Annotated in this window: 7 protein-coding genes; 5 read left to right on the top strand and 2 right to left on the bottom strand. The window is 41.4% G+C overall.

Annotated elements, in window-relative coordinates; all coding sequences use genetic code 11:
• Positions 1-80 precede the first annotated feature (80 nt).
• Positions 81-1,238 carry a multidrug effflux MFS transporter gene (locus tag MSBR3_RS02185; RefSeq protein ID WP_230627698.1) on the bottom strand — a complete coding sequence of 386 codons (1,158 nt, stop codon included), beginning with the start codon at positions 1,236-1,238 and terminating at the stop codon, positions 81-83.
• 248 nt (positions 1,239-1,486) lie between these two features.
• Between MSBR3_RS02185 and MSBR3_RS02180 the strand changes: the two genes are divergently transcribed.
• The 5 genes from MSBR3_RS02180 (at position 1,487) to MSBR3_RS02160 (ending at position 5,128) form a co-directional block, all read left to right on the top strand.
• Positions 1,487-2,284: an alpha/beta fold hydrolase gene (locus MSBR3_RS02180; protein ID WP_048106148.1), complete on the top strand. Its 798-nt coding sequence runs from the start codon at positions 1,487-1,489 to the stop codon at positions 2,282-2,284.
• 131 nt (positions 2,285-2,415) lie between these two features.
• Entirely contained in the window at positions 2,416-2,856 is a 441-nt protein-coding gene (gene tnpA, locus MSBR3_RS02175) for an IS200/IS605 family transposase (RefSeq protein ID WP_048106147.1), read from the top strand.
• On the top strand, positions 2,819-4,072 hold the full coding sequence (locus MSBR3_RS02170) for an RNA-guided endonuclease InsQ/TnpB family protein (protein ID WP_048106146.1): 1,254 nt from the start codon (positions 2,819-2,821) through the stop codon (positions 4,070-4,072). Before tnpA ends, MSBR3_RS02170 begins: the two co-directional genes overlap by 38 nt.
• Before the next feature lie 185 nt (positions 4,073-4,257).
• Positions 4,258-4,893, top strand: coding sequence for a LysE family translocator (locus MSBR3_RS02165; protein ID WP_048106145.1), 636 nt, complete (start codon positions 4,258-4,260; stop codon positions 4,891-4,893).
• Positions 4,874-5,128 carry a hypothetical protein gene (locus tag MSBR3_RS02160; RefSeq protein ID WP_048106143.1) on the top strand — a complete coding sequence of 85 codons (255 nt, stop codon included), beginning with the start codon at positions 4,874-4,876 and terminating at the stop codon, positions 5,126-5,128. The genes MSBR3_RS02165 and MSBR3_RS02160 overlap by 20 nt, the downstream gene beginning before the upstream one ends.
• Positions 5,129-5,448: 320 nt before the next feature.
• On the opposite strand, the gene MSBR3_RS20840 is transcribed toward MSBR3_RS02160, so the two are convergent.
• Entirely contained in the window at positions 5,449-13,941 is an 8,493-nt protein-coding gene (locus tag MSBR3_RS20840) for a PKD domain-containing protein (protein WP_048106142.1), read from the bottom strand.
• Between the last annotated feature and the right edge of the window lie 685 nt (positions 13,942-14,626).

Genomic DNA, 14,626 nt, shown 5'->3' with positions numbered 1-14,626 from the left:
ACTTTTTATATAGGAGATTTCGGTTTTAACTTTTTATATTGGAGATTCAGGGTATCAAGGATTATTGGACTTTATAAGGTTTAAGCAATACCTTTTACCCCTCTTTTCTGTATAATAACCCATGCTGCAAGCACCAGAGCTCCGCAACCTGCGGCAGTGGTTCCGAGCACAGGGATTTTATCCGCCCATTCCAGAGAGATGAACCACATACTCACAGCTCCAAAGGCGAAATAGGTAAAAATCAGCATGGAAGACGCTGAACCTATATCCCGATCAACCTGTTCCAGCACAAGGTGATTGCTAGGCGGACGGCTCAAACCCAGGGAAAACGAAACCATAAACATGGGCAAAGCAAAGCTCCAGGGACCGTGTTGTCCCATAAAAAGTAGGAAAATACCGCCCAGAAAGACTCCTGCAAACCCGATCGTCATCAAGTGCTTTGAGTTCACACTTCTTATTAACCGCAGGCAAGAAAAAGCACCAATCATGAGGGCAAGGGCATTGAAAGCAAAAAAGTAACTGTATTTTTGCTCACTTAGGCCAAACTCGTTAATATAAATGGCAGAAGAACCTGCAATGAAACTAAACAATGGAAAAAAACTGACAGACATAACTAGAACCATGATCATATACGAAGGATTGAGCAGCAATCTGCCGTAGGTATTCATGACCTGAGATAAAGGAGCTTCAGATATTACTGGTAGTGTTTCCGGAAAGCGGAGAACACCAAACATCGCTACAATTCCCATGAATGCCTCCATAAGGAATATCCAGTGCCAGGAAAGATACAGAAGGATCCACCCACCAATGATTGGAGCAAGCATAGGGGCAAGACCCATGATTACAGCTATATACGCAAGGATTCTTTCCCGCTCCTGACCAATGAAAATATCTTTAGTCATTGCCATGGATATAGAGGAACCGGCAGCAGCTCCTGCAGCTTGCAGTATGCGGATACCTATCAGCATGGGCGCACTGGACACAAAGGCACCTAGCAGGCTTGTCACTATGTACACTGCAATCCCGACAAGGAGGGGACGTCGCCGTCCAAAACGATCAGAAATTGGGCCGTAGAAGAGAAGGAAAAGCCCATAGGTCACAAAGAAAAAAACCAGGTTAAGGTTAACTAGCGATAGAGAGACGTTCCAGCTTTTGGCAAGGGAGGGAATAGCCGGTAAGATCATGTCTGTGGTAAGAGGAGGAAAGGCAGACAGAAGAGCCAGAAGCGGCACTGTCATTTTCAAATTATTTCTTAATTTGTGGTTAGAAACGTTTGTCTGTTGTTTGAAAGCCATAGCCAGATCCTTTATTGTTAGTCGTTAAAAATTAAGAGCTATATAATCGGGAACACGGTTACACGTGTAACTATCTTGTGTAGATACCGCAAGAATATAATTGTATATAACAGTTACGACAGTAAGAATAAATCCGGATAAATTTGATACCCATTTATAATTAACTCAAAAAACCATAACCTGGTGCTAAAATGAAAAACTACCCAGGCATAAATAATTTGAGAAAGTACGGGACCTCTCCTTTTAATCTCGCCGTTATCCATGGCGGTCCGGGAGCTCCGGGTGAAATGGCACCTGTTGCAAGAGAACTTTCCGCTTTTGGAGGCGTACTTGAACCGCTTCAAACTGCAATAACCATTGAAGGGCAGGTAAGGGAACTCAGTGAAGTTCTGGAAAAACACGGCGCCCTGCCGATTACGTTAATCGGTTTTTCCTGGGGCGCAATGCTCAGCTTTATGTTTACTGCCCTTCATCCCCATATGGTAAAAAAGATAATACTTATCGGGAGCGGTCCCTATGAAGAAAAATATGCTGCAAGCATAACTAAAACCCGGATAAGTCGACTTGGAAAAGAAGATTTGAAGAATTTCGTTCGACTGACCGAAACCCTGAACGATCCTTCAGCTAAAAACCGGAACGAAGCCCTGTGCAACTTTGGGAAGTTAATGTTGAAAGCCGATACTTATGACTCTCTTCCTCACGAAGAAGAAGGGCTTGAATGCAACTACGAGAGTTTTAAAGGTGTATGGGAAGAAGCCAGTGAACTTAGAAGCAAAGGAAAATTACTTGAGTTAGGAAAAGAAATCCGCTGCCAGGTAGTTGCGATTCACGGTGACTATGACCCTCACCCTTTTGAAGGAGTTAAAGAACCTCTTTCACGTACTTTAAAGGATTTCAGGTTCATTTTACTGAAAAAATGCGGGCATCAGCCCTGGATTGAAAGAGAAGCAAAGGAAAGATTTTACAGCTTACTGAGTAATGAGATTTAACTTTAAGGCGGGAAGTCCCCTTCCTCGGAGGGCGTAGCCCGACAGGTGGGGGATGAAAGCCGTTAACTTCTACAAAACCACAGTAGCATAATTATTTATATACATATAGTTACATCAACATAGTGATAACTATGCAGTATAAACTAGATCGTGGAAGCCATTCTGTATATTCACTCCATTATCATTTCGTTCAGTGTGTGAAATATAGAAGAAAAGCTCTAACGAATCCTTTAGTTGTCGATTTTCTTAAAACTAAAATTCATAACATAAGTGAAACATACGATGTTGAAGTACTGAATATTGAGTGTGACAAAGATCACTTCCACTTATTATTTTCAGCAAAACCTTCACTTGATATTCCAAAATACATCAACACAATCAAAACTATAACTTCAAGGGAGATTCGTAAAAACTTCCCTGAAGTAAAGACTATGTTATGGGAAGATACGTTCTGGTCAAGATCGTATTTTATCGCATCGACAGGGCAAGTAACCCTAGACGTACTTAAAAAATACGTGGAGAATCAAGGCAAATATGCATCTGACGAAGAAGATCAAGATAAATCCGACTGAAGAACAGGTAGATGTTCTTTGGCAACTATCTGAACAGTGCAGATGCCTCTATAATTTCGCTTTAGCTGAAAGAAAAGATGCGTGGAAAACTGAACAGAGAAGTGTAAAGTACGTAGAACAACAGAATCAACTTCCAGCACTAAAAGAAAAATTTCCTCAGTACAATATGGTGTATTCCAAAGTACTGCAATCGGTTCTGAAAAAACTTGATGCTAATTATAAATCATTCTTCTCGCTCTGGAAAAATGGTGATAAATCTGCAAGATCTCCAAAGTTCCGAAGTGGAAAATACTTCATGACTCTTGTTTACAATCAGAGTGGATTCAAAATCAATAATGGGAAACTCAGTTTCTCTCATAAAGTAAATGAAATTCCATTATCTTTTGAGATTGGAAATGCTTTTGATTTGTTGGAAATCAAGCAGATTGAAATCTACAATGATGACCCCTATAAGGGCAGAGGAAAATTCTTTGTATCCATAACATACGAAGAAATTCCAATCACAGAGTATATTGATAACGATTTGTATCAAGCAATAGACTTAGGAATTACAAAAATAGTGACAGCAGTAAATACTCAAGGTAAATTCTTTGAAGTTAAAACGCCTAGAGCAGATCAATACTGGAATACAAAAATAGATACAATCAAATCCAGAAGAGATCATTGTAAAAAAGGAAGCAGAAAATGGATAAGGTTGCACAGAACCTATCGGAAAATGGAAGCAAAGAAATCTAATCAGATCAAAGATTTTCAGCATAAACTTTCTAAAACCATGATCGAGAACACCAGAGCAAATACAGTAATCGTGGGTGATCTTAACTTAAAAAGTATGGCTCAATCAAAGAAAGTAACTGGAAAAAGAAAGCGTTCTCAGAACAGATCAACACAAAATCAAGGATATCTTTCCAGATTCACCGAATTCTTGACCTACAAAGCAGAGCTTGCAGGTAAAAAAGTAATAAGAATTGATGAAAGCTATACATCCAAAGAGTGTTGTGTTTGCGGAAAAAGGCACGATATGCCTCTTTGGGAAAGAACTATGAATTGTGATTGCGGAAACGTAATTGATAGAGATAGAAATAGTGCTATCAACATCATGAAGCGGTTCTTATCACAAAATGCTTTGTGGACAAGCTATCAGAAATTTTCTGATAATCTTCGACAAACAGGATTACAGATGGATACCTGCATCACTGCAAATATCCAAATGACGTAATCACTCGAAGGAAGCTCCACCCTCGGAGCGAAGCGACAGGGTGGGGTAGTTCACGTAAAGAAGGAAAAGTCGAAAAGAGAAAGTCGAAAAGAGAAAGTCGAAAAAGAAAAGTCGAAAAAGAAAAGTCGAAAAAGAAAAGTCGAAAAAGAAAAGTCGAAAAAGAGGAAAAGTAAGAAAAAGGAAAAGTGAGAGACTTGATCGAACAATCTCAATTAATCTATTTTATTGCAGCCTCTGCAGCACTTACGCTTCTTCCGGGCCCTGATATCCTATTCGTAATTACCCAGAGCATTTCACAGGGTAAAAAAGCAGGAATTGCAACCGCTTCTGGCCTCTGTACAGGCGTACTCGCACATACTACAGCAGCCGCACTTGGAGTTTCTGCCCTGATATATAAATCCACTCTTGCTTTTGAAATCGTAAAATACGCAGGTGCAGCTTATCTGCTCTACCTTGCCTGGCACGCCTTAAAAGAGAGTGAAGAACTGGTATCCTTGGCCCCTGTCGGGGAAACCGATGTCTTTGCCCTTTATAGACGTGGAATCTTTATGAACGTTTTGAACCCTAAAGTTGCCCTTTTCTTCCTTGCCTTCCTGCCTCAGTTTGTAAACATAGGTTCGGGAAGTGTCCCGATGCAGATGATATTTCTGGGAATAATTTTCATGGTTCAGGCCTGGCTGATCTTTTCCGCAGTCTCGTTCTTTGCCGGAACCGTTGGCGAGAGAATAATACATAAGCCAGGAGTTGGCAGATATATCAACTGGGGAAAAGCCGGAATTTACACATGCATTGGAGTAAAACTTGCATTATCTCAAAAATGAATCCGAAATCGAAGAAGCTATGAAATTAACAGTTAGAGTTGACTATCATAAAAAACCAGTAGAGGTACCATTTGATCATGACGGAATTTCTGACATAAGTAAAGTTAGAATGACTATCATTAAGAGAAGCTACAAAATGGCAATTAAAAATGAAAATGTTGGTTTCCACTATTCAGGCTTGATACTCACTTCTTTAAAAGTATCTGCCAAATGCATTCCATTGGTTATCGGTTAAGCACTAAATTCCCTCTCTTATAGATGTTTTTCACTGGTTATCGGTTAAGGAAATTTCTTACCTGAAAGCTATCGATTTTGCATTAGAAACCGGTTTTAAGTTTTGCCTCTTTACATAGATCGATAACCTGTTCTAACTTATAATTTAGTAAACTATTTGACAAATGTTGAGGAAATCAGACAATTTATCACGAATCCTCACTTACCCGAAAACCGTGGAAGATCGTTTTATCAATAGAATAAATAATTCCCCCACTCCTCTTTAGCCTCGATTTTTCATCATTTTTCAATCAAGGTTTATTCGTTTTCAGATTATATCCTTTATTTTGTATTTGTTGTCACTTTTACATAATCTGTTTTTGTTGTCGTACTGCTGCCTGCAGCATTTGTTGCTGTCAATGTTACTGTATAACTCCCTGCTTTGGAATACTTATGCTTTGGATTCTGCTGGGTTGAACTTTTTCCATCTCCAAAACTCCATTTCCATTTAGTCGGTGTTCCAGTACTTTTATCAGTAAAAGCAACCGTTAATGGCGCTTTTCCTGAGGTAGGAGTTGCAGAGAATTCAGCAACCGGCTTTTCTGTCACCTTTATATAATCTGTTTTTGTTACCATGTTGCTGCCTGCAGCATTCTTTACTGTTAAACTAACAGTATATGTTCCTGCTTTGGAATACTTGTGAACTGGATTCTGCTGGGTTGAACTTGCTCCATCTCCAAAACTCCATTTCCAAGCAGCAGGTGTTCCTGTACTTGTATCAGTAAACTTAACGTTTAATGGTGTTTTTCCTGATGCAACACTGCTGGTGAAGTTTGAAACAGGTTTTGCTGTCACTTTTATATGTTCTGTTTTTGTTACCGTGTTACGTCCTGCAGCATTCTTTACTGTCAAATTAACAGTATATGTTCCTGCTTTAGAATACTTATGAACCGGATTCTCAACAAATGACCTTGATCCGTCTCCAAACTCCCAGATCCAGCCAGAAGCTGTACCTGTGCTTGTGTCAGTAAATTTAACGCTCAATGGCGCTTTTCCAGACGTAACACTGCTGGTAAAGTTTGAAACAGGTTTTGATATCACTTTTATATAGTCGGTTTCTGTTACCGTGTTACTGCCTTTAGCATTGGAAACTGTCAGTGTTACCGTATACTTTCCTGCGGTTGAATACTTATGCTTTGGATTCTGCTTGGTTGAAGTTGTTCCGTCTCCAAAACTCCATTTCCATTTGGTCGGTGTTCCTGTACTTTTATCAGTAAAGGTAACCGTTAATGGTGTTTTTCCTGAAGCAGGAGATGCTGAAAAAGCAGCTACTGGCTTTCCAGGAGATGAACCAGTGACTTTAATGTACCCGGTTTTTACCTCAGAATCGCTTCCACCAGGTCCGGTTACCGTAAGGTTGACAGTGTAAGTACCTGCCGTACCGTAAGTATACGAAGGACTCTGTTCCGTGCTGTCTATATTACCATCGTTATTGAAGTCCCATGCATACGAAGAAACAGTGCCAGTTGACTGATCCTTAAAGTTGACAGTGAGAGGAGCAGTACCAGAAGTCGGAGTTGCTGCAAAATCTGCAACAGGTGCTCCAGGAAGTGGTTCGCTTACCATAATGTACTCAGTTTTTACTTCAGAATCACTTCCATCTGCGTTGGAAACCGTAAGGTTGACAGTGTAGTTACCGACTGACGTGTATGTGTGAGAAATGTTTTGATCGGTAGAGTTAAAACCGTCTCCAAAGTCCCAGAACCAGGAAGTTGGTGATCCAGTCGACTGATCAGTGAAATTGACATTGAGAGGCGCAGTACCGTTAGTTACATCCGCTTTGAAATCTGCAGTTGGTAGTTCTGGCGAAGCTGATGTATATTTAACACTCATGAGAGCAAGTGGAACCTTGTAATAGTTGCTCTCCTGCTTGTTATAATCAAGTTTACTGTCCTGTCCAACAGTAAGGAGACTGTTTATATCCCAGGTATTTTCACCGTAGTAAGAACCGGATTTAACACCTGAAACCAGCTTTGTTCCCTGGAAAGTATAGGTTCCGTCTACACTTGCAAGGAAGATTGCAGTCAGATTTGCCGAACTCCAGCCTTTTTCAAGCGTAGAGGTACCAAATGAGGTTGAACCGGTATAAGTGTCGTCAAGCGGATTTACAGTATCATGGCCCTGGTTGACCCAGTAATAGACCTGGTCAGAATCTCCATCGTCATAAGCAACAACCAGAGTCATAGCTTTGACACGACCGTCAAACGAAGAATCAACTTTTGTGGTTGTAGCCTGAACATTAACCTTCTGACCTGCAATTGCATCAGTAAGGTCGTACCACATAAGGTAATCACTCGTCACACGGTTCATGTGATCGCTTAACCACACAGGACCGGTTCCACCAGTACCAGGGAATGAATAAGTGGTATCAAAGTTCTCAGTCTTCTGGATCTCATATTTGCTGTCACCATTTGCATCTATGTCAATACTCACGTTACCCCGATAGTTATTTTCCATATGGCCGTCGTAAACAGTGACATACAACCTTGCCCATTTAATCTTAGTATAATCAGGCAAGGTAAATGTTTTTTGAGCAGATGTGGAAAAACCTGGATATGAGTCATACCACAACCCGCCTGAAACGGTTCCGTTCTGAGCGGTGGTCAGTGGAATTCCTCCGTTGTAACTTGGGGAAGTAAGAGAAGCACTAACAGTAATAGGTTTACCAGAAGTTGCTGTGTTACTTCCTCCAGGACCTGTAGCAGTCAGAGTGACAGTGTAGCTTCCTTCGGCCACGTAAGTATGGGTTGGATTCTGATCGGTAGAAGTACTACCGTCTCCAAAGTCCCAGTTACAGCTGCTCACTTTGCCTGTGGAGGTATCTGTAAACTTAACTGTAAATGGTACCTGGCCTGAATTTGAGTCAGAGGTGAAACTAGCAACCGGTGCTGAGGTATCAGAAGTTATGGTTATGTAGTCGGTTTTTGTTGTGGTATTGCTTCCACCATAGTTCGTGGCAGTTAGATTTACGGTGTATGTGCCTACGGTTTCATAGGTGTGAGATGGATTTTGTTCAGTAGAGGTCTTGCCATCACCGAAATTCCATTCCCATGAAGTAGGACTGTTTGTGGATTCGTCCTTGAACTGGACTGAGAGAGGTGCGTTACCACTTGTCACATTTGAACCAAAATTTGTTTCAGGAGCAAGAACTGCTGAACCAACGGTTATGTATCCGGTTTTCTCCTCGGAATCGCTTCCAAGAGAGTTTTTGACTGTCAGTTTTACGGTGTAAGTTCCTTCTGACTTGTAAATGTGGGTTGGGTTCTGTTCGGTTGAGGTACTTCCGTCACCGAAGTCCCAGGTCCAGTTGGTTGGGGTACCGGTTGAGATGTCGGTGAATTTAACGTTTAATGGAGCGTTTCCATTCGTAACGTTTGATGTGAAGTTGGCTTCAGAAGCGGTTAATTTAGTCATTTCCACGATAGAAAGGGCGTAATTAAAATAATCACCACCGTGACCCTTGACGCCAAGCTCGTTGGTACCATCCTTAACTGCGTCGGTGACGTCGTAATAGTGGAATGATGGATCTGGTTTGTCGCTTCTGGTCATGGAAAAGGATTTCTGATTGAGAGAGATTTTGAGATCAGCGTTTTCACCGGAGGGCAGAACTGCAGTAACATTGGCGGAGAGAAGACCTGCTGTGGATACATTGTTGATGATGGTATAACCGACATAAGGATCTTCAGTTCCGTAAAGCAGGCAATCACAACCTTCATTTACCCAGATCTGCCTGTAAGGTTCGCTCGCATCCTCGTAGACCACAACAAGGACATTACCATAGTAACCCCTCTGGTCATTTTCTGCGGTTATGACTGCAGTGTTATTACTACCAGCACTGAAGTAAGGAGTCACGTCAAAGACATAATTACCCGTGATTTTATCCGTGTATATGACGTCTGGATTCTGGCTCTTATGACCATTGAACTCAACAGTGAAGTGTGGGTCTGCGTACCAAGTCCAGGCCTGGTAGAGCCTTGCAGATTTGATGGTCGCATTGGAAGGGATATTCAGGTCCTTGGCGGAATAGGTAGCAGTGCCAGTATGAGTAAACCAGGTGTAATCGCCGTATTCTAGAACTCTTACTCCAATGTTTCCTTTCTCGTAAACTGCAGTATTCACTTTGTCATATCCATCAGAGAAACGGCCACCTTCATAACGTTCACCACTTGCGGTTATGATCGCATTAGTAGTGTACTCATTATTTGTTTCATCTGTCTCGATTATTGAGTTCTCCGGGTCGATCTTGACATTGACCTTGACAGAAGAGCCAACCTCGCGTTTGATATCTTTAATACTTATTGTAGTATTATTTCCTGAGGCAAGTTCAGGTATATTCACAGTCTTACTAATCCCACCAATCTGAACTGTCACATTGAATGACGTAGCGTTTTCTTCCCCGGAGTTTGTGACAGTCACATTCAAAGTGTTATTGGTAAGTGGGTAAATGGTTGCAAAAGCTGCAGATTCGGTAGTTAAATCACTATACATGGTAGTTGGTGTGGTTACTGTGATGTAATCTGTTTTCACCTCATCGTCACTACCAATGCTATTAGTTACATTCAGGCTGATTGTGTATGTTCCAGGTATTGTGTAAGTATGTGAAGGATTCTTTTTCGTAGAAGTGCTCCCATCACCAAAATCCCAATACCAAGATGTCGGCCGATTCAGTGAGGTGTCGGTAAACTGGACAGTGAGCGGAATGTATCCTTCAGTTCCTTTTGTTACCTTTGAAGTAAAATTAGAAACCGGAGTAGCAGTCGCAACATCTTGAAAAGCATACACTTTTTTGTCACGGCTTCCGATGTATAGAGTTCCATCTACCCCTATCGCGGGCGAACTAGTTACCCAGCCTCCGGTGGTGTATGACCATTTGAGTATTCCATCAGGATTAAAAGCATATAGTTTATTAGCATTGCTTCCTATGTAGATAGTTCCGTCTGCCCCTATCGCTGCTGAGCTATATACTGGGCTTCCAGTGATGTATGACCATTTGAGTGTTCCATTAGGATTCAGGGCATATACTTTTTTGTCACCGCTTCCGATATATATAGTTCCATCTGATGCAACTGCTGGTGAACCGGCAATAGTGCCTTCTGTGTTATATGACCATTTGAGTGTTCCGTCAGGATTTAGGGCAGACACTTTTTTATCATAACTTCCTACATATATGACACCATCCACTGCAATCGCTGGTGAATCGGCAATAGTGCCTCCGGTGGTGTATGACCATTTGAGTGTTCCGTCAAGATTCAAGGCATATAGTTTATTATCAAAGCTTCCTATGTAGATGGTTCCGTCTGCCCCTATTGCTGGTGAACCGACAATGCTATTTTCAGCAGTGTACGACCATTTGAGTGTTCCGTCGGAATTCAGGGCATATACTTTTTTATCATAACTTCCAATATAGATGGTTCCGTCTGCCCCTACTGCTGGTGAACCTTGTATTGAACCTCCAGTTACATAGAACCATTTGAGTGTTCCGTCAGGATTCAAGGCATATAGTTTATTATCAGTGCTTCCTATGTAGATGATTCCTTCTACACCTATCGCTGCTGAACCTTGTATTTTATCTCCGGTGGTGTATGACCATTTGAGTGTTCCATCGGTATCTAATGCGTATATATTATTGTCGTAGCTTCCAATATAGATAGTTCCGTCTGATCCAACTACAGGACTTGAGTAAAATATGTAATTTCCCGTGTTGTAGGTCCATATAACGTTGTTACTCTGTGGTCCGTTGTATGGGGACTGACCAGTATTATTGAGATTTGCATGGAATTTGGGCCATGCTGTGTCAGCGAGTCCGCCAGTTCCTGTTCCTTCGACAGTAATGTAATCTGTCTTCACTTCAGAGTCGCTACCGCCTTCATTCGCAACAGTGAGGTTGACGGTGTAGGAACCGGCCGCAGCATAAACGTAGATAGGGTTCTGCTCAGTGCTGTCAACAGTTCCATCGTTGTTGAAATCCCAGGAATAAGAAGAAACAGTGCCATTTGAAGCATCTGTAAACTGAACCGTTAGAGGTGCTGTACCGCTTGTCACATTTGCGGTAAAGTTGGCTACTGGTGCAGGTTCTTGTTCTTTCTGATAGTCAACGACAAGGATCTGTTGAAGCGCATCCATGCCTCCGCTTGTTGTTCCCTGGATTCCGGCTTCGTTTCCTGTTTCATTAATGTGATCTTTCACGTTAAACACTAGGGGACTTGCTGAATTGGAACTTCCCATCCATGCACTTGTTGCCACGGTGTTTCCGTTGAAAAGCAGGTTACCTTCATCGGGCCCGGCACTTCCGGCGAAACTGTACATCGTAGCATTTGCTACCTTGCTCTTGTCAATGGACATACCAGTGAAAGGAGCATATGCTGTAGCCTCTTTAGGAGTTGTTCCGTAACTGGACTCAGATACGCCAAGTTCGTCGCACTCTTCATTGATAAAGATCTGTTTCCTGGTCTCGTTAGAGTTTCGATAGATTACAACAAGGGTGCTTGGATACAGTGCGATTTTATTGTAAGAGCTATCATATGGATTCGTTACAAGGCTATTTCCGGCCTCGTTGAACTTGTCAGTTACATCGTAGACACAGAGACCATATTCATAATCAGCATATCCGCCAAAATTGCTCCAGTCCCTGTAGAGAGTTCCGTTTCCTGTTGAGAGATTTCCGTTCTCAATTGTGTTTCCGTTAAAGTTAAGATTCAACCACGGATATCCGCCAGGAGTTTGGTCCCAGTTGTAGGCGAAATAAAGAAGGACTTTTTCTATTGTGGAACCGCTGGGGATTGGAAGGTCATCTGCAGTCCATGTTTCGGTCCTGTCACTCCAGCCAACAGCTTTGTAAGCAGTATCAGGCTGCGTGGAGTAAAGAAGGTTACCCTGAAGGTCATAGGTATGTTTGGTGGTGATGTTGCTGCCACCTTCCCAGTAGATGCCTTTGCCTTTATAACCGTTATATCTGAGCGGTTTGGACGCACTGCTCTTGTTATTGTTTGCCTCGTTGGTTTCAGCGATCAGGTTATCAGGGTCAACAACTGCAGTGTACGTTACCGTGCCGCCTTCGAGGCTGCGGATAGTCGGGTCAATCAGGCTTATTGTGGCCTTTCCTCCGCTTGCAAGGGATGCGATTGTTGTCGTGTTTACCGGAACCGTCCCACCGGATACATCACTTGCATAAAGTGCTACTGAAATATTAGAAAGACTGCCAGTTCCAGTGTTCATAATGTTGAGAATGTTTATGGTATTTGGTTCTTTGGCAAAAACCGCAGAGCCTGGAACCGTATTGACGATACCTGAGATACTGAGGTCATTTGTCGCTGCTGAAGTTGCGGTTATGTATTCGGTCTTTACCTCGGAATCACTCCCATCCGGTCCAGCGACAGTGAGGTTGACGGTGTATGTTCCAGGTTCGCTGTATGTATACGAAGGACTCTGGGTGTTGCTGTCGACGATTCCGTCGTTATTGAAGTCCCAGGCGTATGAGGAGACAGTGCCGGTTGATGCATCAGTGAACTGGACAGTGAGCGGAGCATTACCAGAAGTAGGTGATGCTGTAAAGTTTGCAACCGATGCTGGCACTGGTTCATTCACGGTAATGTATCCTGTCTTTACCTCGGAATCGCTTCCTTCTGCATTGCTGACAGTTAGATTTACAGAGTAAGTTCCGGCCGTACTAAAGGTATATATTGGATTCTGCTCAGTGCTATCGACTGTACCGTCATTGTTAAAGTCCCACTGCCAGGAAGTCGGGGACCCAGTTGACTGGTCCGTGAAGCTGACTGTTAAAGGCGCATCTCCGGATGTCGGTGATGCTGTGAATGCAGCAATGGGAGCAACAGGGACGCTGCTTCCTATAGAGTAGTTCTCAAAAGGCTGCATCAGGGGGTAGTTATCGGCTCCGAGGGTGCTTGGTAGGACATACGGAGTGTCACCGATTCCGTCGCTGTTAGTGTCTGTGCCGTTGTAATCGGACCAATTATTACCCATGTAGCTGGTGTAGGTCGTACCGTTGTAGGCATATGTGATTTGATTTGGAGAAGACCAGTTAATGGAAGAAACTGTACCTGAAACCTTCGTAATTTGTGAATTAGTAAATAAACTGTTTAAATAGATTTTGTTTCCGCCACCTACACTGGAGAAAAGAAAAACAATATTATTTGCTTCAATACGATTGTTCTTTACCGTATTATTAGCTGTTTTAGAGAAAGCTATAGCTGCTGCATTGCTGTTGTTTTTGAATGTGTTATTTGTAATTATAGTTGAATTACCATTTGCAGTTCCAACTAAAACTAAGACATTACTTCCCGAACAATTTGATACCACGTTATTTTCAAAAGTAGTGTTATATGCTCTCACTTCGATCGCATTTGACGAAGTAATTCCTTCAAATGCACAATTTCTTATAATTAAATCCGACACCGTACCATATTGTGTACTCGGTTTAATTTTTGTTGCTGCTGTTATTTTCAATCCATTAAGAGCAGTTCCTGTTGCATTTTGAGACGTGTCTGTTCCTTCAGGTAGATATATACTGCTACTCACTGTTACAAGATCGGCACTTTCTCCTATGATGCTTAAGTATGGTATATTTACCTTGAACCCATTATAGGTCCCATTGTAAACGAAAATCGTATCTCCGGAAGAAGCGTTATTAACAGCGGCCTGTATATCTGTATAATCTACTCCACCACTATCATCGACATACCAGGTCTTTGCTTCCGCAGGTGCTATTAACAAAGTACAGATAAGGGCAAGGAAAATTAGAGTTATTCTTTTATCCATCTTTTATTCACCTCTTTTGTAGAGAATTGAACGACTCTCCTGAAATTGTGTTTCAGTTTTTCAGGCCTAACGGATTTCTTCGGGTTGAATAACGACTTTTTCAGTACATCTTCAAATTATGAGGGAGAAACTCCACCAAAAAAAGATAGAAAGCCTTTTTCCTTAAATTTACAAATTTTAGTCTGCCTAGTGAGCGTCTTTCGTAGATAAAGCCCGACTTTCAAATATTGCATTAATCTGCAAATTTTGTTTTTTAAGAGCTTTGTCTATTAAATTTAAACAACTTCAATAAAGAATTATTATTTACTATTTAAGTTATTTGAAAAAATAAGAAACATATTAGTTTATATTCATCATAAATAGCACAAATATAAAAATTATTAACATATCTTATACAAATATATTATCTTACAACCTTGTAGTTCCTGTGAGATGATAAAAATTCCATCTGAATGAAGGAAAATAAAAAGAAAACTTTCTTTTTGCACAAGATTTCAGGTATCTAATAAGGAATTTTCAATTTAGTGACTAAACAAGCTATATAGGGATAGAATTCCTTATTTTATTGTCTCATTCTGATTTCATTGACTAATCATATGACTATTTATCTGCAAATATACGAAAATTGAAACTTACCCAAATATATTTGTTGAATATTCAATTCCGAAAATCGTACAATCATTGC

The organism is Methanosarcina barkeri 3 (assembly GCF_000970305.1).
In the GTDB taxonomy this organism is placed as follows: domain Archaea; phylum Halobacteriota; class Methanosarcinia; order Methanosarcinales; family Methanosarcinaceae; genus Methanosarcina; species Methanosarcina barkeri_A.
The sequence above is the reverse complement of the archived record's forward strand: the minus strand, read 5'-3'. Positions and strand labels throughout refer to the sequence as shown.